Annotated in this window: 18 protein-coding genes and 4 pseudogenes; 14 read left to right on the top strand and 8 right to left on the bottom strand. The window is 59.7% G+C overall.

Annotated features, from left to right (window positions below; all coding sequences use genetic code 11):
* From BA011_RS29450 to BA011_RS46365, 3 genes and pseudogenes are all read right to left on the bottom strand, one after another.
* Positions 1-504 carry an acetyl-CoA carboxylase biotin carboxyl carrier protein subunit gene (locus tag BA011_RS29450; RefSeq protein WP_081274371.1) on the bottom strand — a complete coding sequence of 168 codons (504 nt, stop codon included), beginning with the start codon at positions 502-504 and terminating at the stop codon, positions 1-3.
* A complete protein-coding gene (locus BA011_RS29445) occupies positions 501-1,979 on the bottom strand; it encodes an acetyl-CoA carboxylase biotin carboxylase subunit (protein ID WP_064245254.1) in 1,479 nt (492 codons plus the stop codon). Before BA011_RS29445 ends, BA011_RS29450 begins: the two co-directional genes overlap by 4 nt.
* A gap of 391 nt (positions 1,980-2,370) precedes the next feature.
* Positions 2,371-2,535: pseudogene (locus BA011_RS46365) on the bottom strand (GntR family transcriptional regulator); the annotation flags it as partial.
* 158 nt (positions 2,536-2,693) lie between these two features.
* Here BA011_RS46365 and BA011_RS46605 point away from each other — a divergent pair.
* Positions 2,694-2,950: pseudogene (locus BA011_RS46605) on the top strand (IS6 family transposase); the annotation flags it as partial.
* On the opposite strand, the gene BA011_RS29440 reads toward BA011_RS46605, so the two are convergent.
* Positions 2,887-3,912, bottom strand: a complete 1,026-nt coding sequence (locus tag BA011_RS29440; protein WP_064245255.1) for an LLM class flavin-dependent oxidoreductase — start codon at positions 3,910-3,912, stop codon at positions 2,887-2,889. The pseudogene BA011_RS46605 and the gene BA011_RS29440 sit on opposite strands and share 64 nt — an antisense overlap.
* A 1,033-nt stretch (positions 3,913-4,945) precedes the next feature.
* On the opposite strand from BA011_RS29440, the gene ltrA reads away from it, so the two are divergent.
* Positions 4,946-6,268 (top strand): group II intron reverse transcriptase/maturase, encoded by a 1,323-nt coding sequence (gene ltrA, locus BA011_RS29435; protein WP_186806473.1) that lies wholly within the window; start codon positions 4,946-4,948, stop codon positions 6,266-6,268.
* A gap of 256 nt (positions 6,269-6,524) precedes the next feature.
* On the opposite strand, the pseudogene BA011_RS42500 reads toward ltrA, so the two are convergent.
* Positions 6,525-6,656, bottom strand: a pseudogene (locus tag BA011_RS42500) (transposase); the annotation flags it as partial.
* On the opposite strand from BA011_RS42500, the pseudogene BA011_RS29425 reads away from it, so the two are divergent.
* From BA011_RS29425 to BA011_RS42490, 3 genes and pseudogenes are all read left to right on the top strand, one after another.
* A pseudogene (locus tag BA011_RS29425) lies at positions 6,643-7,449 on the top strand (NAD(P)-dependent alcohol dehydrogenase); the annotation flags it as partial. The pseudogenes BA011_RS42500 and BA011_RS29425 sit on opposite strands and share 14 nt — an antisense overlap.
* 1,130 nt (positions 7,450-8,579) lie before the next feature.
* Positions 8,580-9,638, top strand: coding sequence for a GSU2403 family nucleotidyltransferase fold protein (locus BA011_RS29420; RefSeq protein ID WP_231283901.1), 1,059 nt, complete (start codon positions 8,580-8,582; stop codon positions 9,636-9,638).
* Positions 9,639-10,030: 392 nt separating this feature from the next.
* Complete coding sequence (locus BA011_RS42490) at positions 10,031-10,192, top strand: hypothetical protein (protein WP_420493445.1); 162 nt, start codon at positions 10,031-10,033, stop codon at positions 10,190-10,192.
* Between the two features lie 138 nt (positions 10,193-10,330).
* On the opposite strand, the gene BA011_RS29415 is transcribed toward BA011_RS42490, so the two are convergent.
* Together BA011_RS29415 and BA011_RS29410 are read right to left on the bottom strand one after the other, a co-directional pair.
* Complete coding sequence (locus BA011_RS29415) at positions 10,331-11,524, bottom strand: amidohydrolase family protein (RefSeq protein WP_065283420.1); 1,194 nt, start codon at positions 11,522-11,524, stop codon at positions 10,331-10,333.
* Positions 11,525-11,555: 31 nt separating this feature from the next.
* The gene (locus BA011_RS29410; protein WP_237352721.1) at positions 11,556-12,569 is read right to left on the bottom strand and encodes a DeoR/GlpR family DNA-binding transcription regulator; all 1,014 of its coding nucleotides are present in this window, start codon (positions 12,567-12,569) and stop codon (positions 11,556-11,558) included.
* 48 nt (positions 12,570-12,617) lie between these two features.
* On the opposite strand from BA011_RS29410, the gene BA011_RS29405 reads away from it, so the two are divergent.
* Both BA011_RS29405 and BA011_RS29400 read left to right on the top strand, forming a co-directional pair.
* On the top strand, positions 12,618-13,391 hold the full coding sequence (locus BA011_RS29405; protein ID WP_065283419.1) for an SDR family NAD(P)-dependent oxidoreductase: 774 nt from the start codon (positions 12,618-12,620) through the stop codon (positions 13,389-13,391).
* Between the two features lie 52 nt (positions 13,392-13,443).
* Positions 13,444-14,535 (top strand): questin oxidase family protein, encoded by a 1,092-nt coding sequence (locus tag BA011_RS29400; RefSeq protein WP_151343617.1) that lies wholly within the window; start codon positions 13,444-13,446, stop codon positions 14,533-14,535.
* 8 nt (positions 14,536-14,543) lie between these two features.
* Here BA011_RS29400 and BA011_RS29395 read toward each other — a convergent pair whose 3' ends face one another.
* Positions 14,544-16,052, bottom strand: coding sequence for an FAD-dependent oxidoreductase (locus BA011_RS29395; RefSeq protein ID WP_151343616.1), 1,509 nt, complete (start codon positions 16,050-16,052; stop codon positions 14,544-14,546).
* Between the two features lie 411 nt (positions 16,053-16,463).
* Between BA011_RS29395 and BA011_RS29390 the strand changes: the two genes are divergently transcribed.
* The 7 genes from BA011_RS29390 (at position 16,464) to atzF (ending at position 23,970) form a co-directional block, all read left to right on the top strand.
* Positions 16,464-17,759, top strand: a complete 1,296-nt coding sequence (locus BA011_RS29390; RefSeq protein WP_065283418.1) for an ABC transporter substrate-binding protein — start codon at positions 16,464-16,466, stop codon at positions 17,757-17,759.
* Between the two features lie 174 nt (positions 17,760-17,933).
* A complete protein-coding gene (locus BA011_RS29385; protein ID WP_151343655.1) occupies positions 17,934-18,833 on the top strand; it encodes a carbohydrate ABC transporter permease in 900 nt (299 codons plus the stop codon).
* Positions 18,834-18,838: 5 nt separating this feature from the next.
* A complete protein-coding gene (locus BA011_RS29380) occupies positions 18,839-19,660 on the top strand; it encodes a carbohydrate ABC transporter permease (protein ID WP_065283571.1) in 822 nt (273 codons plus the stop codon).
* Between the two features lie 10 nt (positions 19,661-19,670).
* Positions 19,671-20,816 carry an ABC transporter ATP-binding protein gene (locus BA011_RS29375; protein WP_065283417.1) on the top strand — a complete coding sequence of 382 codons (1,146 nt, stop codon included), beginning with the start codon at positions 19,671-19,673 and terminating at the stop codon, positions 20,814-20,816.
* On the top strand, positions 20,813-21,499 hold the full coding sequence (locus tag BA011_RS29370) for a cysteine hydrolase family protein (protein WP_065283416.1): 687 nt from the start codon (positions 20,813-20,815) through the stop codon (positions 21,497-21,499). The genes BA011_RS29375 and BA011_RS29370 overlap by 4 nt, the downstream gene beginning before the upstream one ends.
* On the top strand, positions 21,492-22,127 hold the full coding sequence (locus BA011_RS29365) for an isochorismatase family protein (protein WP_065283415.1): 636 nt from the start codon (positions 21,492-21,494) through the stop codon (positions 22,125-22,127). Before BA011_RS29370 ends, BA011_RS29365 begins: the two co-directional genes overlap by 8 nt.
* A gap of 10 nt (positions 22,128-22,137) precedes the next feature.
* Positions 22,138-23,970 carry an allophanate hydrolase gene (atzF, locus tag BA011_RS29360; RefSeq protein ID WP_065283414.1) on the top strand — a complete coding sequence of 611 codons (1,833 nt, stop codon included), beginning with the start codon at positions 22,138-22,140 and terminating at the stop codon, positions 23,968-23,970.
* Positions 23,971-24,024: the final 54 nt, after the last annotated feature.

Genomic DNA, 24,024 nt, shown 5'->3' with positions numbered 1-24,024 from the left:
TTAATGCCCTTCCTCTTTGATCGTAACTAGTATCGCGCCATGCTCGAAGCTCTCGCCTTCGCTAAAATGAATTCGGTCGACCACCCCGTCCTGTGGCGCGCGTATGACGCTTTCCAGCTTCATGCTCTCGATCACCATCAGCCCGGAGCCTGCGGAAATCTGGTCGCCGGGCAAAACTGACGTTTTAACCACCACGCCTGGCATCGGCGCGCGCGCCACAAGAAGACCTGCATCCTTTTTCACGAGCGAATGGGCTAACAATGGGTCTCGGTAGCGCAGAACGCGCGTCCTGCCGCGAATATGCAGATGAATAGTGTCACCATCGATCGCAAACCTTACCGACTCGTTTGCGCCGGCAATGCTAAGAAGGCCGCCACCGTCGCCTTGATGGGAGAAGTCGAGCGGTACGAGTATTTCGTTCCCCAAATGCAGGCGATACCCCTGCTGACAGCGTGAAAGCCACAACTGATAATCTACACCTTCAAGCTCGAAAACGTGGTTCATGCGTTTCTCCAGCCGCCGAGAGAGGCGTGAAGCTCAGGTACGGCATCTGCCGAATCGCACACTGGTCTCGTCAGGAGAGCGGCGGCTGCTAGGAAGGTCGACAAGTCGGACGCGGAGTCGGCAGCGGTCAGCTGCGGATTTTCGTCAAGATATCCGGTATGGACCTGTCCGCTTAAAAATTGCTCGTCGGCAAGGACGCGCGCGAGAAAGCTCGCGTTTGTTTCGCAGCCGAGGAGCACCAGCTCCCGCATCGCGCGTTCGACCTTCAGCGCAGCCTCATTACGCGTGCGCGAATGTACGATCACCTTTGCCAACAAGGGATCGAACGCTGTTGTTATCTGCTGACCCTGCGAGATGCCACTGTCGATCCGTAGGCCTGGACCGTCGGGATACTCGAGTACCAGTACCTTCCCCGTCGTAGGAGCAAAGCCACGTTCAGGAGCTTCAGCATACATCCTCGCTTCGATCGCGTGTCCTTTCGACACGATATCTGACTGTGAAAATCTAAGCTCATGGCCCCCGGCGACATAGAGCTGTTCGGCAACAATATCGATGCCAGTGATCATTTCGGTGACGGGATGCTCCACCTGCAGGCGCGTATTCATCTCGAGGAAATAGAACTCTCCTCCGTCCACGATGAATTCCACAGTGCCTGCGTTTCGATAGTTGGCGGCTCGAGCGATGCCCACGGCAGCTTCGCAGATTCCCTGGCGGAACCGCGGGGAAATCGTTGACGCGGGGGCCTCCTCAATGACCTTCTGAAATCTGCGTTGGACCGAGCATTCCCGCTCGAACAAATGAACGACGTTTCCGAAGGAGTCGCCGAGCACCTGCACTTCGATATGCCGTAACTTTTCGATATATCGTTCGATGTAGAGTCGGCCATCTCCGAAGTAGCGCTGCGCCTCACTGCGTGCCTCCGCAATGGCGTCTTCCAAGGTGTCGAGGTCGCGGACGATCCGCATGCCCTTGCCGCCGCCGCCGGCTGATGCTTTTACCAGCAAAGGCGCTCCAATGGATCGCGCCCTCAGAATGAACGAGGCAGGGTCATCTTCTTCGTTCGCTGAATGCATGACCGGAAACCCGTTCTGCTGAACGAAGTTGCGGGCCCGAATCTTGTCACCCATCAGTTGGATGCTCTCAGGAGTGGGCCCGACGAAAGCGATCCCAGACTCGACCACCGCCCTTGCGAACTCCGCATTCTCTGCAAGGAACCCATAGCCTGGGTGAATCGCCCCGACGCTCGCCTCGCGGGCGGCGGCGATGATTTGTGCGGTATCAAGATAGGCCGCCACTGGCGTGCGACCGCTCACGGCAATCGCCATGTCGGCCATTGAGACGGCCGGCGCTCCCGCATCCAGATCATGGTAGACAATTGCGGAGCGCAATTCAAGCTCGCGCAGGGTCTTGATGATGCGTACGGCAATCTCGCCTCTATTGGCGATCAGAACGGTATCAAAGGGTAATTTTCGCATTCGCCTATTTGTCTACCTTAGGGCTGAGATTAGATTTGCCGGCCCTTTGTAGTGCTCTCCAATCTCCGTATAAGGGCCTGCAATCCACCTGGATCGGGTTCGCAAATGATCCCGCATCGTCACAATCTCTTTGTGGTCGATGTTTTGATGGCAGGGTAGCCTCATCCGCAAACCGAGGCATGGCCGGGGCATCGCTGAGCAGCAGCAATTCCTCAATAGCGTAAGCAACGAGCCCACTTGGGCGCGACAATTGCGGTTCTGCAATGCCCTCCCTGGTGGGCAGGTGGACGGCAGAGACGGAGCGCGCCTGTTCCATGGGCGTCATTTCGGATGCGTATTTCACTTGGCCTGTTGGATGATCCTTCTCTCGATCGGCTGGCACCCGAGACACCGAGCCGAGATCCTGTTCCCTAAGATGCTGCCCCGGTACACGGCCGTAACTGTAGAGTAGACGCAGGGTAGCATCGTAGGCAACGTCGACCTTTGCGGGTTGTGGTTCAGTAGTACAATTTGAGCCAACCCCACGCCCTTGTGGCGCTTTCTTGCAACACCGCATTTGCTAGTTTTTCCTCTGTGGATGTCCTTGACCACTGTATCCGGCAAATGCCGTAGTTAGCTGCTAGCGCGCTCCCCCGCTGCGGGACTTAGCCAAGCCTGTTTGTCCGTGCCGGCGTCATGGTCCTTTTCTAGGTCACAGCCTCATGAGGGGCTGAGATGAAATCGCTGACTCTCAGTTACAAGAACCACCGCTTCCACCGCAGATCATCGCCCGTGCGATCTGGCTGTACTTCCGGTTCCCTTTGAGCCTGCGGCTGGTCGAGGAAATGCTGTTGGAGCGCGACATTGTCGTGTCTTACGAAACGATACGGCGATGGAGCCGCAATTCGGGGCGGCTTTACGCATTCAATCAGCTTCGATCTATAAGGCCGGACTGTATGGCCAGGGCGGTGTACTGGGAGGCCTCCAGTGTCAGATCTCCAAACGCGAGTTGACAAAGAAGGTAATTGGCGCCCGCCTCTTCCAACTGCTCAAGGAGAGCCCGGCGCACGATAGCTGCCGTTCCTACCACGCACAATTCGCTCTCGATTGCGGCATCCAAGGTCAGCGGCAAGTTTGGCGGAACGGGGATCGCGTTGAGATCGTACAGGAATTTAAAGTTCTTGACCCATCGGCCGTAAGCAGGTGCCGCGAGTGAATGGGCATGCGCGGCAGAACGTCCGACCACTACCATTCGGAGCAATCCGAGAAAAGGCACTGGGTCGTCCGCGCCAGTGTTGTGCTCTCGATGGGAACGGAAGGCATCAGTAATTTTGCGAACAACAGACGCGGGTCCTTGGCACGCGATGTTTGCGCCGTTCGCAGCGGCCCAAGCCGCAGACTCGGGCCGGTTGGTGGCGATCCATGTAGGCGGATGCGGACGCTGATGAGGCCGCAGCGTCAAAGGGACATTGTTTAGCTCAAAATGGTAGCCTTGGTAGGATAGTGTGCCGCCCTTCATTGCCTTCATGAGGATTTCGCTGGCTTCGAAGTAGCGCTCCGGCACCGCGTCTGCACCAATCCCGAAGTATCTCAATTCGATCGGGAGAGAGCCGCGCCCTATGCCAAGCTCGAGCCTACCACCGCTCAACTGGTCCAGCGTACAGATCTCTTCAAACGCGCGTAGCGGATGACAAAGGCTAAGCAACATGACCAAGGGGCCGACACGAAGCCGCCGAGTGCGCTGTGCGACGCTCGACAAGAACAAATTCGGCGATGCGCCTCTCCCGTGCGGGGTACAATGGTGCTCCGCGAGGTGATATGCATAAAAACCGAGCCGATCGCACGTCTCGGCCAACGTCAGGCGGTCTGCGTACTGTTGTGCGATGTCGCGACCGTCCTCGTCTAAGTGATCAAAGATGCCGATGGTTAGCTTTGAAGGGAAGGTATGTCTCATTCGGTCATCTCCAACTTTCATGAACGAGCTTAATGCGTTGATCCGACTGATCTGAGACCTGGCTTTTTTGCTGGGCGGACATGATCTTAATTTGCTTGGGCTTTGCGCTGGCTACGCCAGATCGGGCGTTTGGAAGTTGCGCACACGCGTCCTTGCACTTCCGGCTGTTGCAGAGAAGTTTATCCGTTCCCCACGAAGGCCCCCTAGAACGTCGGCGTTGGGCACCCTAGCAGATCGCGTGGAGGGCTCCTTGCGCCAACAGGCAAACACGGCCAGATGCTGAACCGGGCTATGGGACTGTACTTTTGGTGGGGTGACCAGCCGAGCTGTGTGGATGTCCCCTTCGTTGGTCTCGTTGGCACAAATCATCATTGGCGTCTCCTTGTTGGCGTCTGTATGTACTGAGTAGGTTCAGGTCCCGTGGAGGCTGGATGGAGCGTTCATGGATGCACGGCCTGAGGGCCGCCCGCATCTCGGAAAATCAGCTCTGCTTTGATGGGATAAGCGCTGCCGGTATTGTCACGTTAACCCGCATCTCTCAGTGCGCCCCGACGGCGCGTAACACCAGTGGAGGAAGGTTCCACCCAGATAATTGTCGATAGGTCTGGTAGCTGACGAGCGGCTTGGCAGGGTAACCGGCCGGGCCGAAGCCTCGTGACAAAGGCCGCCTTGGGCGGTTGAGCAATCCAGTGGGCCGTAACGAGTGTGAAGCCTGAGCAGGCCTCGAAAGTGAAGATGCGGATGCCGACCCTCCTGAGATTAGGGGAAGGCAGCACGAGCGGGGAAGAAATCGACGAGCGCACCCGCTCGATTCGCCGGGGTAGTGGGCACGGCACGCTGGAAAGGTGGTGCGGGTAATCGGGGGAGACCCGTCCCGGGCGAGGGTAGCGGCCTCAACGGCGTGCTTGGCACGCCGGTCTGGAGCGGGAGTCGGACAGGGTCATACTACTGCTGAGGCCGGGTAATGCCGGTGGAGGGAAGGCCCCTGACTTCTGGTGTGCTTTTGACGATGATGAGGTGGAGGTGATTGGCGATGAGCCTGCAAACGCCTGATAAGATCCGGACTCTTCAGAGGAAGCTGTATCGTAAAGCGAAGGCGGAGCCTGCCTTCCGCTTTTACGCTCTCTACGACAAGATCTGTCGCGACGACATTCTGTACCATGCCTATCGGCTAGCCCGCTCCAATGCTGGTTCGCCGGGCGTCGACGGCGTGACGTTCGCGCGGATCGAGGCGGCGGGAGCGCAGGAGTGGCTGGCGGGACTGCGCGAGGAACTCGTTTCGAAAACGTATCGGCCCCAACTGGTACGACGGGTCATGCTACCAAAGCCTGGAGGTGGAGAAAGGCCGCTCGGTATTCCGACTATTCGGGATCGTGTCGTCCAGACTGCCGCCAAGCTGGTGCTTGAACCGATCTTCGAGGCGGATTTCGAGGATAGCGCCTATGGCTATCGCCCCAATCGGGGTGGTGGTCAGGCGGTCAAGGAGGTGCACCGGCTAATATGCCGGGGTTACACCGATGTGGTCGACGCTGATTTGTCGGGATATTTCGACTCGATTCCGCACGCGGACCTTCTACGATCCGTGGCCCGCAGGGTCGTCGACAGGCATGTGCTGCATCTTATCAAGATGTGGCTGAAAGCGCCTGTTGAAGAACGGGATGGCGACGGCAAGCGGCGCATGAGTGGTGGTCGCAACGCAACGAGCGGAACGCCTCAGGGCGGTGTCGCGAGTCCGATGCTGGCCAACATCTACATGAACCGTTTCCTGAAGCATTGGCGGCAGACCGCACGGGGAGAAGCGTTCCAAGCCCACGTCGTTTCCTACGCCGACGACTTCGTCATCCTCAGCCGTGGTTATGCGGAAGAGGCTCTGTCGTGGACGCGGCTGGTTATGGCGAAGCTCGGGCTCACCCTCAATGAGGCGAAAACCTCGGTGAGGAATGCACGACAGGAGCATTTCGACTTCCTTGGCTATAGCTTTGGCCCCGAGCATTTTCGCAAGGATGGTCATTGGTATCTGGGCGCAAGCCCATCTCGGAAAAGTGTCCAGCGGCTCAAGAAAAAGGTGAGCGATTTGCTCGTGCCCGGTGAGATGGGGACATGGCCCGACGTGCGGAACCGGCTCAACCGCCTTTTGCGCGGCTGGTCGACCTACTTCGGTTATGGCTCCCGCCTTCCGGCATATCGGGCGGTCGACAACCATGTTTACGAGCGTGTGCGAAACTTCCTCACGCGGCGGCACAAGGTGGCAGGGCGCGGGTCGCACCGTTTCTCCGATGACTATGTCTTTGGAGAGGGCGGTGTGCTGCGCCTTCGACGCGTCCACATCGGGCCACCTCCGAGAGCTATGCGGTGAAGCCAGTCGGAAAGCCGGATGCCGGAAATCGGCACGTCCGGTTTGACGAGCGGGGACAGGAAACGGGACTCATGTCACCGCGCCTGTCCTCGACTCTACCAGCGCCTGTGGCTTTGGTTGACGTTGGGCTGTTGGCGGCGGTCGGGGCCGGGCTCGCAGCCGAAGACGCGCGCGGCCGTCGCCGCGATGTGGGGCGTTTTGTCTGGGCCGGTGATGTATCCTTTTTCGTTGGTGGGTGGGTTCAGGTCCGGCGGCATCATCGGGCCGCAGCGCATATTCGGGCGTGAGCCAGAGCAAACTCCTCGGCATAGGGGCAGGCCGAAGCCATCGCCACCTTGATGCGGCGGACTGAGACGCGGACCTGGGCGCCGATCTTCAACAGCTTCAATCAGCACTGTTGCATGGATCACCACATCAGCTATTGCCACGAATTTTTCCCGCGCAATTTCTTTGCCGCACGCACGGATGGCTCGAGGGCGCTTTCGGCAGGCGGCGAGCGTATTCACGGTAACTTCTTCGGCCAGTCATCCTTCGCCACCCACGCCATCTGCCATGAGGTGAATGTCGTGAAGGTACCGGATACGGCGCCGCTCGAATTGCTGGGACCGCTCGCCTGCGGTATCCAGACCGGTGCGGGCGCAGTCATGAACGCGCTCAAGGTTTCGGCGGGCAAATCCTTCGCCGTATTCGGCTCCGGTTCGGTCGGCCTCTCCGCCCTGATGGCGGCCAAGGTCGTCGGCGCGACAACCATCGTCGCGGTGGACATGAATGACGAGCGGCTGGCCATGGCGCGCGAACTCGGCGCCACGCACACGATCAATCCCGGCAAGGTGGATGCGACAGCCGAGATCATAGCGATCACGAGCTACGGGTTGAATTTCGCGCTCGATACGACGGGGATTTCTAGCGTTATCCGCAGCGCGGTGATGGCGCTGGCGCCGATGGGCGCCTGCGGCATTCTCGGCGCGTCGGCCATGGGCACCGAGATCAATCTCGACGAAGTGCACTTCATGAGCGGCGGTCGCCGTCTGATCGGGATCGTCGAGGGCGAATCCAACCCGGACACCTTCATTCCGATATTGGCCGAGCTCTACGCCCAGGGCCGCTTCCCTTTCGACAAGCTCGTGAAATTCTACGACTTCGACGAGATCAACCAGGCAATCCACGATTCCGAGAGCGGCAAGACCACAAGACTCGGTGACCGTCGTCGAAAGGCTCAAGGCCGCAGGCGTGTCCGCCGAACTCAATATCTTCGAGGGGATGGTGCATTCCTGGCAGCTTTTCGCGCCGATGCTCGACGAGGGCATGCAGTCGATCGAGGAAGCCGGCGGCTTTCTCCGCAACCGCCTGCGATCCCGCATGGAGAGAGAGGTCGCGGTCTGACGATTTATCCAACGCTCTTGGTCTGGGATGACAATTTGGGCAAGCATCCGGATATCACACGGCGCGGTCTCTGCGCGTCACCGCCAGCATCGCGGGAGGCGCCGCTGCAGCATTTGCCATACCGGCGAGCGTCCGCAATTCCTTCGCCTCGGGTGTCAATACGATCAATGTCGCCTGGGCGAACGCCCGATCCAGGCCGCTGAGCCCATTTTCCGAAGCAGACGAATTTCGGCCTGGTCAGCGACGCGCTCAAGGCTGGATATCGGCGGCAAAAAATATGCCGTCAACTTTATCCTCAAGGACACGCAGTCCGATCCTGGGACGTTGATACCGTCTTAGCCGTACTGTGGGTTTGATTGTTGGTCCATGAGTAGCCGTGTCGATTGCTGGGCTGGCCATTCGCCTCTTCAAACGCCAGTTCCATAAATCTGCTTACGCCTCAACAGCTAACTTTTACAGCAGCTTAGGACGCCACTAGAATAGGAAGGCCACTAGAATAGGAAGAATGCTAGGGTCGCCGGTTCGGTTCGGTTCAAGGCGTGCGACTTGCTCAATGAGCTACCTGATTATGAAATGCTGACAACCTTGCTGCGCTCCTAAGCCGAGGAATTCTTGGAGGCGCGATGACTTGACCCCTCTGATTTTTTGCAATCCGGTCCCGAGAGGACCAGAATATGAGCGGAGCGAACTTATAAACGCAGACAGTAAGGAGAAGCGTTTCAACTGATTCACTATATTGGATTTGCGAAAACAATATAGAGAGGCCTTTGGATAGTGACAAGTGTTAGACTGAATATCCCTGCCTTGGCCGGGAGCCCGGTATTCGTGTCGTGAAGGTGGGGTCAGTGCCCCAGGGTAGTACCGACTACCGCTTGCTCAAAGACAGTGTCTATACTAGATTTGTGAAAACAATATAGAGGCCGCCGTGATCAAGCAGATTGATCTCATGTTCCGGACCATGGTCGCGGAACTTCAGCAACGGGCATTCGATGACGATTGGGCGGAAGACTTCCCCCCGTCGGGTAGATTTGTGCCGGTGGCAGTCGATGGTCGGCGCTATTGGTATTTCGACCAACCCGACGGTGAGGGCGGGCAGAAGCGCCGGTATGTCGGGCCTGCCGACGATCCCGTGATTTCGGAACGGGTCGAAACCTTCAAGGGCGAGAAGTCGGACTATAAGGCACGCCGCAAGTTCGTTTCCACGCTGACGCGGGAAGCCGGTTTGATTGCTCCTGATCGCTTTACCGGCGATGTCGTTCAAGCGCTTGCCAAGGCCGGTCTCTTCCGGCTGCGCGGTGTTCTCATCGGCACTGTCGCTTTTCAATGCTACTCAGCATATCTCGGCATCCGTCTGCCCTCGGCGGCGATCCTAACAGGTGATGCAGACCTAGCCCAGGATTTCGCGATCTCTGCCGAAGTAGCGGATTCACTGCCGCCGATCCTCGATCTCCTGAAAGGGCTTGATCCAACGTTCCGGGCCGTGCCGCACATCAGCGGTAGCCCTCGATCTCATGCCTTCCGGAATCAAACCGGCTACCGGGTCGAATTCATGACGACGAACAGAGGAGCTGAAGAATATTCTGACAAACCCGCCAACATGCCCGCTCTCGGTGGCGCGTCGGCCGAACCGCTAAGGTTCATGGATTTCTTGATCCGTGATCCCGTTCGTTCGATCCTGCTACATGGTGCCGGTATCTCGGTGGTCATCCCTGATCCTTGCAGGTATGCAGTGCATAAGCTTATCGTTGCCGGTCGCCGCCAAAATGACGCTGGCGGCCAAGCCAAACGGGATAAAGACCTGAGACAGGCAGGAATGCTATTCGACGCCCTGCCGGTCACCGGCCACGGGCCTTCACTGGCTGATGCCGTGGAAGAGGCATGGAATCGCGGACCTGCCTGGAAGCTGGCAATCTCGGAGGCAGCCGAAACCATGCACAAGGAATATTGGGGCGGCGTCAATCGAATGGTTGGCACTCTCACGAGATAAAGATAGGCCCGCTTGAGTGTTGATTTGCGCTGAGAGTTGACCCGGGATTTGCACTGAGAAGTGACCCGCCTCTTAGGTATTGTTCGGGTCCGTTGTGGTGGTCAAGGTCTTACGTTTCTGCTTTGTCGATTTTGGTGTGAGCGCGCGGCGTACCGGTTGACGCGTCGTCGGTTCGGTTCCCATCAAAATCAAAACGTAGTTCGTCGCTTTAGCAGCTATGGCGCTTCGACTTATCCTGCGCGCACTCGATGAGACACTCGCGGCCTCTTGCAACATAGGACCAAGATGCCAGCCTTTTTGCCAGAACACGACGTGGTGATAGAGGGCGCTCGGCTCGAACGGGCGGATCGTGACGTTAAAGCATGCGACCTGCCGGGGAGGCGGAATTGGCAGTGCAGGCCGCCAAGATTGTCGGGGCTTCAGATGCCTTTCTGGTGATCGACGGCACCGGCCTGCCGAAGATGGGTGACTATTCTGTTGGTGTATCCCGCCAATGGACCTCTTCCGGTTTGGTTATCGTGGCGCGGATGCCGGTTTTGCAACGTTCGCATTGAGCCGACCGTTTCACACCGGGCAACGGTTGGCATTCGATGGCAGGTAGACACGGGCGCGACCGCCGGCCTGCGATGGTCGATCGTATCGATGAGCCCCCGACGCTGATGGCTGAAGCCATTACTTAGGTGTATCTGTACTTAATGGAGGTTTCCATCCTGAGCGACAAGCCGGCCGCCTTTATAGACGGAGCGCGATCTTGGAACTGAGACGACAGCCTCGGCTACATGTTCCGCTTCCAGGACAATGAAATCGGCCTTTGCGCCGATTTTGAGACCGTATCCGTCTAGTCGCAAGGCCCTGGCACCGGAGGCGGTGACCACATCGAATGCCGCATTCAGTTCTTCATCGGTATAGAATCCCGAACGGTAGCCGATCATCATCGCCCGGCCGAGCATGTCGCCATCGCCATAGGGCCACCAGGAATCGCGAATGTTGTCGCTTCCCGAGAAAACCGTGACACCCGCGGCGCGCAGCAAGGCGACCGGGGGAAACGACTGTGCGCCGGGTGCATTGGTCATGATCGACACACCGCTGCGCGCCAGTTCATCGGCTGCGCGTTTCGCAACGTCGGGAGCGACGTCGCCGAGAGCATAGGCATGGCTGATGGCCACGCGGCCCTCCATGCCGAGCGCGCGGGTTCGGGCACAGATCTGCTCGATCGTGAAGACGCCGAGCAAACCGGCATCGTGCAGATGGATATCGACATCGACGTCGCGCCGCGCCGCCACGCCGAACACTACGGCAAGGTGGCCTTCGATATCACGGTCGAAGCTTCCTGGGTCCAGACCTCCGACCAGATCGGCGCCAAACTCGATCGCCTTGTCGAGGAGATCGGATGTTCCGGGGCTTGTCAGGATGCCGCTCTGCGGAAAGGCGACAAGCTGGAGATCGATGAGGCTGCGATATTCCTCGCGGACCGTCAGGATCGTTTCGAGCGAACTGAGACCCACGGAAGCATCGACCATGACGTGACTGCGCATTGCGGTCGTGCCGTTGGCGATACAAAGCTCCAGTTGCTTGCGGGCGCGCACATCCATCGGCTCGGCGATCGCCATGTTCTCATGCTGGAAGGAGACACGTTCGCGCACGTCGAAACCGTTGGTGCAGGGCCTGTGGGGAATCCACTTGCCGCCGTAGAAGCTGGTATCGAGATGGATATGTCCCTCGACCAAGCCCGGCAGGACCATCCGCCCACCGAGATCGACCACCGTTTCGCCGGCCTGGACCGGTGCCGTGCCGGCCGCCGATATCGCTTCTATCCGGCCATCGCGGACCTTGATATCGACCGGACCGGCCTCGGCAAGCCTTCCATTGGAGAAAAGTGTCGCCACGTGGCATCCTCACTCTCTTGGCGTCAGCGCGTCATGCGGCCACGATGATCCGGACACCGCGCTCGCCCAATGCGGCGACGAGATCGGCGGGGGGCGGCGCATCGGTGACAAGGATGTTCACCTTTTCAAGCGGGACGATCCGCGACAAGGCCCGGCGTCCGAATTTGGATGAATCGCACAGCACGATCACGCTGCCTGCATTCGCGATAAAGGCGCGTTTGACTTCGGTATCTTCGGGCGAATAGTCGTAGAAGCCGCTTGGATCCAGACCGGAAACGCCGATGAAGACTTTGTCGAGAAAATGGCTCTTGAGTGCTTCAACCGCCTGCGGCCCAATCACCGAATATTCTGGCCAGCGTACCTGCCCGCCCAGAATGTAGACGTTGCTTTTTCCGTCCGCCATCAGCATGCTGACGCGCAGATTGTTGGTAAAAACGCGCAGATCCCTCCGGGACGCCAAGGCCCCCGCGAGCGCCAGGATGGATGTGCCGACATCGAGGCCGACGGATTCGCCCGAGGCGACCAGCTTCGCCGCTGCTTCGGCGATCGAGGATTTCTGCACTGCCTGCCGGCGCATGCGCTGCTCGAACGGTGGCTCGTCCTCGTCGAAGGCGAGCGTCGCCAGCGGACCTGCGGCGACCGCACCACCATGCGTGCGTTCGAGCAGTCCGCGCTTTCCCAAAAGATCGAGATCGCGGCGTACCGTCATACCGGAAACGCCAAGCTCGTCGGCAAGGCTGGTGATCGACACGAAACCGTTCTTTTCGAATGAAGCAATGATATGCGTCTGCCGCAGCACCGCCGGAACCCGGTCGGTCCGGCCTTCGCTTGGACCGGCATCCGGCTCAAGATCCACCTCGGTGTCTGCGGGTTGGCCTTTTTCCATGCTTGTTTCCGTAAACGGGTTGCCAAAGAGCGTCTGGCCGTTTCGCGTCGTTCCTGACGGTTGCTGCCAGGGTCGCGATTCATCGGCTGTTTGTGCGTAACACAGGCATACGCGTGAATAAAGGTTGTTATTTGTTATATAATGTTCAAAGATGCACAAAATCGTTAAATGGCGCTCGTTTCCAAGCGTGCGAGATCAAGGGGCTTCATGTCGGAATTCGCAGGAAAATCAGTCGTGGTCACCGGCGGTGCATCAGGCATCGGCGCGGCAATTACCAGAACGTTTCACGCAGATGGCGCGCGGGTCACGATCCTCGATCTTGATGGTCACCGCGCCGCTGCTCTTGCCGATGAACTGGGCGAAAGTGCTTTTTTCGGCAGCATCGACGTGCGCGATCGCGCCTCCGTGCAGGCGGCGATGGATGCCGTGATCGCCGAGCGGGGCGGCATCGACATCCTTTGCGCCAATGCCGGCGTTTCGACCATGCAGGCCTCGGTTGATCTGACGGACGAGGACTGGGACTTCAACATGGACGTCAACGCCAAGGGTGTTTTTCTCTGCAACCAGATTGTCGTTCGCCATTTTCTGGCGACGGGAAACAAGGGCGTCATCGTCAATACCGCTTCGCTCGCGGGCAAGGTCGGAGCGCCGCTGCTGGCACATTATTCCGCCAGCAAGTTTGCAGTTCTGGGCTGGACGCAGGCGCTTGCACGCGAACTCGCTCCCTCCGGCATCCGCATCAATGCCGTCTGCCCGGGCTTCGTACGCACAGCCATGCAGGAGCGTGAAATCATTTGGGAAGGCAAGCTTCGCAACATGACGCCAGACGAGGTGCGTCAGGAATATGTGACGCTGACGCCAATGGGGCGAATCGAGGAGCCGGAAGACGTGGCTGTGGTCGTTCGGTTCCTGGCCTCCGACGGCGCCCGCTTCATGACCGGACAGGGCATCAACGTGACCGGCGGCGTTCGCATGGACTGATGAAATTGCGCCGCACGGACAACGCGGTAGCGCGGGGGAATGGATGAAAACGATGGAACGAAACCCTCAGATCACTGTCGACACCCAGCCTGATTCACCAAGCGCCATCTACCGTCATCCGAGGGCCAGTGCGCGATTGCGGCCGCTGATCGCAGACGTCGGCCAGCGCAGCGGCGAATTTCCGGATTATCTTGCCAATCACCTGCCTATGGTGCTGGAGGCCATGGGCAGGCTCGGCGCAATGCCGGAGCGGCTGGAAGCCTATGCCCGTCACTATACACTCGCCCATGCAGTGCCCTTTCCGCCACCGGCTGTTTCATCGCTCACCGATGCGACCTGGCGCTCGGCGCTTGGCCAGCGCGATCGGGAAACCGATCTGCGCGACTATTTCGCCGACGTCGTTTCAAGGATTGGTGGCAACGAAGCCATCCGTCTTCATCTGCCCACGCTTTTCCCCGGCGTGGCGGCCTCCGCCACCCATGGCCTTATGCGTCTTGCCTATGCCGTCCTGCGCCGTGACGAAACGGAGATCGGCATCGCGCTCGGTTACTGGGCCGCGACCTATCTCGCCTTTCCGCCGCCGCCACTCGCCGGCTCGCCAACCGTAGACGACCCGGCCGAACTGATCCTGTCGATGCAATCGGAACCGAGTTTCCGCGACATTGCCGTTTCCTCGACGCTTTTGTGGAAATGGATCGAAGCTTTGGGCCATATACCCGCTTTTCAGCAGCGCCTCGGGCGGCTTGCGCCAACGGACGATGTTCTGATCCGGATGCGCCAGGCCTCTCTGGCGCTTTACGCGGGTACGATGAGCTTCGAGGCGCTTCACGCTCTGACCGGCAGCCATTGGCTGCGCCTTGTCAGCCCCCATCTCGATAAACCGCAAATCCTCGCAGTTCATTTCTGGGAAGTCGTGCTGTCGCTTTACACCAAGATCGGCATGCCGGATCTGCCCAGTGCCGAGATGCTCGACGCCTGGCGCAAGCTGCAAGTCCCGCCTGACGAGGCGATCGCCGCAGCCGCCGTCGCCTCCGACGACGAGCACGATCACTCGCTCGTCTTTTCGGCACTCGAGGAATACCGCCACACCGGCGATCCGCTCTATCGTGTCGTCGCAGCACGCCGGGTCGGACTCATCGAATGATATCCGGGTTAGCCTGACTTGCCAGACGCCGGTGGCGGCTCGAAATGGATTTTGTCATAGTCGTCGAGCGACCGGTAAAACAGATCCGCATCCTGCAGGAACAGTCCGCGGCACAGACCGGCAACAAGCCGTGGGATCCCCGATTTCAGCCCGGTAATGCCGTTGCAGACCGGTCCGAGGCTTGGGACGGCCGCGCTGTTGAAGATGTGGATATCGCGCAGCAACGGCCATTGCCCGGCCGTCTTCTCCTGAAATTCGAAGGCAGGGCCGAGATAGGGATAGGCCAGAAGATCACCATCGACCTCGCCTTCCGGCGGGGTGAAACGGTCGCTCCATGTGGCCACGGCATCGACGATGCCGCGAAGTTCCGGCCGGCGCCGGAGATCGACGCTATATCCGGTGCCGAGCAACAGATGATCGAAGGCGAAATCGCCGGCAGCGGTTGCCACGGCGATACGCTCATCCTGCATCCCCAGCGCTTCGACCCGGGCACCCATGACGAGCCGGCATGCCGGGAAACGCATTGCCCGCTCGAACATCTCGGTGGTCGGCGGCGTTCTGAAGGCGAACATCCGGCGCGCGAACCGGTATCGACTGAGGTCGTCCAGATCGGCGAAGTGATTGAGAAAACCGGCAAAATTCGACCAGTCGAGCACTTCGGTGCGTGGCAGGCTGCGCGAGCGCGCCAGTACGGTCACCGATGCTGCACCGGCCTCGAGCGCTGCCACCGCCCAGTCGAAACTCGACGCCGCCGCGCCGATGACGCCGACCGCCCTGCCGGACAGAAAATCCAGACTGACGACCTCTCCGCTGTGCGTCCAGCGTTCGCGCGGCAGGGCGCCGGAAATAGCGGCTGGCACATTGAGCCCGCCAGCGCCATCCATGCCGGTCGCCAGAACGACCTTGCGGCAGGTGATCACGCGCTCAAGGCCGGCTTCTTCGACACGCAAGGCAAGATGATTGTCGCGCGCCTCGATGCCGGTGAGGCGCACACCGTTTTCGACCTCCATACCGACAACGCCCCGAAACCAGACGAGATAGGCCATCCAGTCACGGCGCTCGATCTTGTCGAGCGCTTCCCAGCTTTGCACACCATACCTTGCTTCGTGCCATGCGCGGTAGGTCAGCGACGGCACGCCAAGGTCGGGACCCGTCAGATTCTTGGGAGACCGCAACGTGCGCATCCGCGCCGTGTTGAGCCAGGGTCCTTCCCGCCCTGTGGGCGCCGCATCGATCACCTTTACGCGCGTCACACCTTGGCGCATCAACCCGAAGGCCAGCGACAGTCCGGACAACCCGGCGCCGACGATGACCACATCGTTGATCACACGGCCATCGTCATCGCGCCGCTCAGGAATCCAATCCCGCAAGGGCGCCTCGATAACCGCCAGTTCGAGCCGGACACGCTTTTCAAGCAACGTAAGGGCGTCGTCATCCGCAATTCGTGGTGCGACCCCGGCAAGTGCGCTGCTCGCATCGGTTGCTGACGTCTCCGGAATGCCCTTCGCGCTCTGCATATTCATGCTCCCCGTCGACCTTGAGGCGAGAATAGTGACTGCGGGAAAGTTGTAAAGTGTGTGATTATGTTATTTTTCTCTCTCACTTCCGCATTTGTAGCTGGGAATTAACACCGGAATCCATCAGCGCCACACCTTGGAATAGAGATCTTCGCTCCTCGCAAAAGAGGTGTGCATTTCTTAGGCATGGAATTTTTCTCCCGATTTAGTGGGTTGCCGGGACGGAATCTTTAAAAACGCCGTTATAAAATGCAGGTCCCGCCGAATCTTTAATCAGTCCGCAGAACTATTCATCATCAATGTTCAATTTCGTTATATTTGCGCGTTTAATGTGAAATTTTGTTTGACAGCCGCTCAAGCTCAGATAGCTTCGCGTCAGATCTTCAATCTCGTAGGAAAGGCTGGCAGAACATGACCATGATCTCCGAATTCCCGATGCCCCGGACGACCCGCCTGCTCAGCATCGCTCTTATGACGCTGATGACATCGACAGCTTTTGCACATGCCAAGCCGCTGGATGGCGTCACTCTTACGCTTGCCTCGCAGAACGATCCGTTTGGCGGCGTCCTGACCAAACTCGCTGCGAAATTCAAGGAAGACACCGGCGCCGACCTGAAGGTCGAAGTCATGGACTACGGCACGTTGCTGACCAAGACGACCGCCGATTTCGTCGGGGACACCAAGGGCTACGATCTCGTGACCATGGACATCGTCTGGGCCGGCGCCTATGCGGAAAATGGCTATTCCGTCGATTTGACCGATTGGGTCAAGCGCGATGCAGCGGAACTCGACCTCGACGACATCTATCCGGTGATCCTTGAATCGCTTGGCCAGTACAACGGCCACTATGTTGCCTTCCCCTTCGCCGCCTACGCCAATGTTCTTGCCTATCGCAAGGACCTGTTCGAGGCTGCCGGCCTCGCAGTGCCGAAGACGGTGGAAGAGCTGGTGTCGGACGCCAAAAAGCTGACCGACCCGTCCAAGAAGCAATACGGCTTCGTGGCCAACGGCCAGAAGGGTCCAGCGGTCGCGCAGGACTGGATGCAGTACAACAACCAGATGGGCGGCTCGATCCTTGGAAAGGACGGCCTGCCGGCGCTGAACTCGCCCGAAAACGTCGAGAGCCTCGCCGTCTACAAGCAATTGTTCGTCGAGACCGCACCTCCCGGCGCCATAGAATATGATTGGGGCGGACGCGAAGAGAGCTTCCGTCAGGGTGTCGCGGCCATGATGCAGACTTGGTCGGTCGGCGCGCCCGGCTATTCCGATCCGGCCTCATCCAACGTCGTCGGCAAGGTCGGCATCACCACCGCACCGGTCGGTGCAGGCGTTTCGCCGCAATACGGCGTAGGCGGCTGGGGCATGGCGATCAATGCCGATATCGATGCGAAGCAGAAGGAAGCCGCCTGGACCTTCATCAAATGGCTCACCAGCAAGAAGATCCACAAGGAATTCAATCTGGAAGGTGCCGGTTCGTTCATGCGCAAGAGCCAGATAACCGATCCGGACCTGACAGCAAAGTTCGACTTCCTGCCTGTCGTCGCCAAGACCTATGAAAACGGCAATGGCGACTATCGTCCGCGCATCCCTGAATATCCTGAAATCCAGGACATCCTCGGCGCCGCCGTCAACTCCGTTTTGGCAGGCGCTGCCGAGCCGAAGGCAGCTCTGGACGAGGCTCAGGCGGAAGCCAAGAAACTTTTCTAGACTTTCCTGCTTTGATCCAGCGAAGATCAGCCTCCCCGCCGAAAGGCGGGGAGCAGGTAAACGGACGGGTATCGCGTTCAAAACGTCAGGAATGAAACCGACATGAGCCAGCCATTCCTCGCCACGGGCGAAGCCGCCGGCGGACAGCGGCGATACGGCATGAGTCTCTTCCCGATAAGCCGCAGTTTTTCCGATCGCCGCCGCTTCTTTCTCTTCTTCATGGCGGCGCCGGCTGTCCTTTATGTGCTGGCCGTGGGTGTCTGGCCGCTGGCTCAGGGTATCTGGTACAGTTTCTTCAATTACAATTTGCTGCGTCCGGCCCGCACCAAATTCGTCGGCCTTGGAAACTATGTCGAAATCTTTTCGGACCGTTCCGCTCGCCAGGCGATCGCCAACACCTTTCAATTCACCATCGCCAGCGTCAGCCTGCAACTGATCTTCGGATTCGGACTGGCGCTGCTTTTGTGGCGTGACAGTCGCTTCAACCGCATCGCGCTGGCTTTTCTGCTCGTCCCCGCCACCATCACGCCGCTGGTCGTCGGCCTCATCTTTAAGGCCCTTCTCGGCGCGGACTACGGGCTGGTCGGCTATTTTCTAGCCGACGCCGGCATCGGTCCGCGAACCGGCTTCCTCACCGATGCGGGAACGGCACTCTGGGTGCTGATCCTCATCGATTGCTGGGAATGGACCCCGCTTATGGCGCTGATCCTGCTTGCCGGGCTCAAATCCCTGCCAAACGACGTTCTGGAGGCAGGCCGCACCGACGGGGCCACGGCCTTGCAGCGCTTCACTCTCCTCATCCTGCCGCTGATGCTGCCTTCCATCTTCCTCGCGCTCATGCTGCGCATGATGGACGCGTTCCGTGTGTTCGATTCCGTCTTCGTCACGACCGGCGGCGGCCCCAACGATGCGACCAACACGCTGATGGTGCTGGCGGTGAAGGAGGGACTTCAGTTCTTCAACGTCGGCTACGCTTCGGCAATCGGCAATATCACCATGCTGTTCATCGCCGTCATGGCAGCCGTGCTTCTGCTCGTGGTGCGCGGTGCTGATGTCCGGATCAACGGGAAGTAATGCCGATGTCGAAGGTCTCCAAACGTCAGATCGTGTTCGAGCGGACAGCCGTGCTGGTCATCACGGTGTTGTTCCTGCTGCCGGTCCTCTGGTTGATCACCACGGCCTACAAGCCGTCCAATCAGATCTTCTCCATTCCCCCGAAGCTCGGCTTCCAACCCACGCTGGACCAGTTTCGCGGGATACTGTCTTATTTCGATGTCGTATCGCTGTTGCGATCCTCCGTCGTGATCAGCCTCGGCACCACCGTTCTTTCACTGCTCCTTGGCGTTCCCGCCGGTTATGCCCTTGCCCGCTCGCGTTCCCGCTACGCCAATTTCTTCGCCTATTTCTTCCTCGCGATCCGCATGGTTCCGGCCATTGCGGCGCTGATCCCCTTCTATCTGATGATGCGCGATATCGGCTTGCTCGGAAGCTGGTGGGCCGTGATCATCATCAACACCATGCTCAACTGCGCCTTTGTCACCTGGATGATGTTTTCCTATTTCCGCGCCCTGCCGCGCGATATGGAAGAAGCGGCACTTACGGATGGCTGCACCCAGATCGGCGCGTTTCTCAAGGTCGCGGTGCCGGCGGTTCGCTCCGGCATCATCGCCTGCGTGCTGTTTTGCGTGATGTTTTCCTGGAACGATTTTCTCTACCCGATGTTCCTGACGACACTCGATTCCAAGCCGATCTCCGTGGCCCTGCTGACCGCTTACGGCACCAAGGATGTCACCTGGGGCTCGCTCGGTGCCTTGGCGCATTTCTCCACCATTCCAATTGTCCTGATGGCGCTGTTCCTGAACCGGTACTTCGTTCAGGGCGCGACCAACGGCGTACAATAGGAGCCGATCGATGGCCCAGATTTCCTTTGAGGATGTTTCCAAAACCTATGAGGGCGGTCATTCCGCGCTGCATGGACTGAACCTCGATATCGTCGATGGCGAATTCATGGTTCTCGTCGGGCCGTCCGGCTGCGGAAAGTCCACGGCCCTGCGCATGATTGCCGGCCTTGAAGACATCACCGGCGGCACACTGCGCATCAACGGACAGGTCGCCAACGATCTGGCGCCGCGCGACCGCGACATAGCCATGGTGTTCCAGTCCTATGCACTCTATCCGCATCTGACGGTTGCCGACAACATCGCCTTCGGTCTCAGGGTCCGTAACGTCAAGCACGAGATCATCGAGAAAAAAGTGCGCGAGACAGCGGCCCTGCTCGAACTCACCGACTATCTGGATCGCAAGCCCGCCCGGTTGTCCGGCGGCCAGCGGCAGCGCGTTGCCATGGGCCGTGCTCTGGTGCGCTCCCCCCATGCTTTTCTCATGGACGAACCGCTCTCCAATCTCGACGCCCGCCTTCGCGGCCAGATGCGCGCAGAGATTGCCAAGCTGCAGCGCATGAGCGCCGTGACGACCGTCTATGTCACCCACGATCAGGTCGAGGCGATGACGATGGGCCACCGGGTCGCCGTGATGAACAAGGGCACCCTCCAGCAACTCGACACGCCGCGCCGTCTCTATGACAAGCCGGTCAATCTGTTCGTTGCCAGCTTCATCGGTTCGCCGCCGATCAATTTCCTCGAAGGGACCATTGCGGCAAAAGACGGAAAGCCTGTGGTCCAACTGGGCGCTTTCACCCTGCCGCTCGGTGCCACAGGCGAGCGCGCCAAAATCGTGCCCGGACGCAAGGTGATCATCGGCATCCGCCCCGAAGCACTCAAGCGGTCGGGCGATACCGGCGGGGTTGGCACGGTTTCGGCGCGCACCGCCTTTGTCGAGGACCTGGGCGCAACGCTTCTGGTTCATCTCGATGTCCAGGATGCCACCATGATCCATTCCACCGTGATTGAAGAAGAAAAGGACCTGATGTCCGTCCGCCCGCGCCTGCGTTCGATGATCGACAGCGGTCATCCAGTCACGACGGGCGATATGCTGACCTTCGCGGTCGATCCTTTGGCCATCCACATCTTCGACGCTGAAAAAGGCATGGCGCTATGAGCGAACACCCCGCATCAGGCTTCTGGCCACTTGGCGGCACGTCCGTCAAAAGCGCGATGGCGATTATACTCATCGACATGCAGATCGATTTCTGCGCGCCCGGCGGCTGGATCGATCAGCTCGGCGAAGATGTTTCCAACACCCGCGCCGTCATTCCGCCGATCAGCCAGGCACTTGCCGCTGCAAGGACCGCCGGCATCGCCGTTATCCACACGCGCGAGGGGCATTTGTCTGATCTGTCCGATCTCCACGCCAACAAACAATGGCGCACCCGCGTCCATGGGCTGGGGATCGGCGACATGGGCGCCATGGGCCGGATCCTCGTCCGCGGCGAGCCAGGGTGGCAGATCATCCCGGAGCTCGCTCCCGAAGCCGAGGAATTGGTCGTCGACAAGCCCGGCAAGTCTGCCTTTCACCAAACGGATCTGGAAGCGGAACTCCGCAACCTCGGCATCTCCCGTCTGGTCATCACCGGCGTCACCTCGGACTGCTGCGTCCAGTCAACCATGCGCGACGGTTTCGAGCGCGGCTTCGAATGCGTCCTGCTCGAGGACTGCACCGCCGCCGTCGAAACGCCGAACCATCTGGCGACGCTGGAGATCCTTAAGGCCTTTGGTGGCCGCTGGGGAGGTGTCTCTTGCCTTGCCGCCTTCCAAACCATGCTGGAGCACACCGATGTCTGACCGCGGCATCAGAACACTCCGCCAGATCCATGCGGAACCGTATTCCTTTCCATTCGACGGGCATTGGTCATCGGCTGATACCGCCCTGTTGCTGCTTGGTTTTCAGCAGGGGCCGATTTCTGCGCTGGCTGCCATGCCGGCATTTACGACGGCACTGGACCTGCTGTCGGTCGCCCTCGACTGCGGCCTGTTCGTCGCAGCTTCGCGCCGCGTCGCCTTACCCGCGGGTGACGATGTCGCGCGACGCCGTTATGCCATGGGCGATGTCGTGCCTGCCGAAGGCCCCGGCGACTGGACCTTTCCGCCACAACTCATTCTCCCAGACACAGCACTGGTGGTCGATCATCCCGGCGACAATGCCTTTTACAGGACGCCGCTCGAAACGAAGCTGAAGGCCCGTGGCATCCGCAATCTTTTGATCGCCGGATTACCGACGGAAGGGCTGGTTCACGCCACGCAACGCACCGCCAACGATATGGGTTTCGAGTGCCTTGCCGTTGCCGATGCCTGCCAAGGCACGAGCGAGACGCGCCATGCCGCGCAATTGCGCATCACCACATTCGGCAATGGTCTGTTCGGCACCGTTGCTTCCGCCGCCGCCGTAAAAGCGGCCCTTACAAAAATCTGAGGAACCTGCGATGTCCAAGCAAGACTGGTCTGCCGCAACCGGCAGCCTCGATCTCGACACACTGACCAAGGCCTATGCCACCGGCGCCTTGACGCCGACCATGGTCATTTCAGCCATCTACGACCGTATCGCTTCGCGCGGCGACGATCACGTTTGGATCCATCTCGTATCGCGGCAAGATGCGCTGGCAGCGGCGGCAGCCCTTGAAGCCAAGGGGTATGACGGCCAGCCGCTCTGGGGCATCCCGTTCTCCGTCAAGGATTGCAACGACATCGTCGGCCTGCCCACCACCAATGCATTGAAGGAAAGTGCCTATATCGCCACCTCCAGCGGTCAGGCGATCACGCGGCTGTTCGATGCCGGCGCCATCCTGATCGGCAAGACCAACATGGACCAGTTCGGCATCGGCCTCGTCGGCATGCGCACACCTTACGGCGCCTGCTCCTCGGTTTTCGACGAGCGTTACATTTCAGGGGGGTCAAGCTCCGGCTCGGCGGTATCGGTCGCAGCCGGCCTCTCGTCCTTTTCCATTGCCAACGATGCGGCCGGTTCCGGTCGTGTGCCGGCAAGCTTCAACAACATCGTCGGCATAAAGCCGACTCCGGGTCTCATCAGCAATGCGTGCGTTTCCGGTGGCGGATGCGTGAAAACCATCGAGACTCTTGCGGTTTTCGCACTGACCGTCGAGGACGGCATGAAGGTGACAGACCTGATCGGCGGCTACGATCCGACATACCCGTTCTCCAAACCGGAGGCTGAGGCCGTCCCGCTGACACCAGCGACCCCGCCACCACGGTTCCGCTTCGGCATCCCCAAGGGCGAAGCTCTGCGCTTCTTCGGTGATATGGAGGCCGAGCGCCTGTTCGGAGAGGCCGTGGCGCGGATGCAGGATCTGGGCGGAGACGTTGTCGAGATCGATTTCGCGCCTTTCGAAGAAACGCAGCGCATTCTCTACGAGGGCCCGTGGATTTCGGAGCGTGCTCTCAGCCTCGATGCCGTGCTCGAAAAACACCGCGACGCCATTCATCCCGTGACACGCCAGATCCTCTCCAATTCGGGTAAGTTCACAGCCCTCGATACGTTTGCGGCCAGCCACCGCATCGCCGAACTCAAGCGCGACACGCGGCCCGTCTGGGAGGATATCGCCGTCTTGATGGTGCCGACCGCGCCGACCATCTACACAAAGGATGAAATCGCCGCCGACCCGATCTCGCTGAATGCTAAGCTCGGTATCTACACGAACTTCGTCAACCTGATGGGACTTTGCGGCATTGCCGTCCCCAACGGTTTCCGCAACGACGGATTGCCGCTTGGCGTGACGTTTCTGGCGCCTGGCTTTCAGGAAGCCAAGGCGGCGGGGATCGCCGCTGCCTTCCACCGTTCGACCGGTCTCTCGCTCGCCATGTTTGACAATCCCTATCCCGAAGCGGCAGCCCTGCCGCTTGACGAAGATTACCGTGAGATCGCCGTTGTCGGCGCCCATCTCTCGGGCATGCCGCTCAATCACGAACTGACGACACGCGGCGGCATCTTCCGCCGCGCGGCAAAGACAACCGACGCCTACCGGCTCTACGCACTGAACGGCACCGTCCCGCCCAAGCCCGGCCTTATCCGCGCAGCCGATGGCGGCGCCGGCATCGCGGTCGAAGTCTGGGCCTTGCCGGCCGCCGGATTTGGCGATTTCATCGCCCGCATTCCAGCACCGCTGGGTGTCGGAAAGCTGGCACTCGAGGACGGCTCGGAGGTCACCGGCTTCCTCTGTGAGAGCACGGCCATCGACGGCCAACCCGACATCACAGCCTATGGCGGCTGGCGGGCCTACCGCCAAAGCGTCGCGGCCTAGAAATGATCGACAAACATCCAGCACATCACCTGACAAACTCGAACACTGGAAACA

The organism is Rhizobium leguminosarum, from assembly GCF_001679785.1.
GTDB classification, from domain to species: domain Bacteria; phylum Pseudomonadota; class Alphaproteobacteria; order Rhizobiales; family Rhizobiaceae; genus Rhizobium; species Rhizobium leguminosarum_R.
Note: the sequence above shows the minus strand (reverse complement) of the source record. Positions and strands in the feature narration are given on the sequence as shown.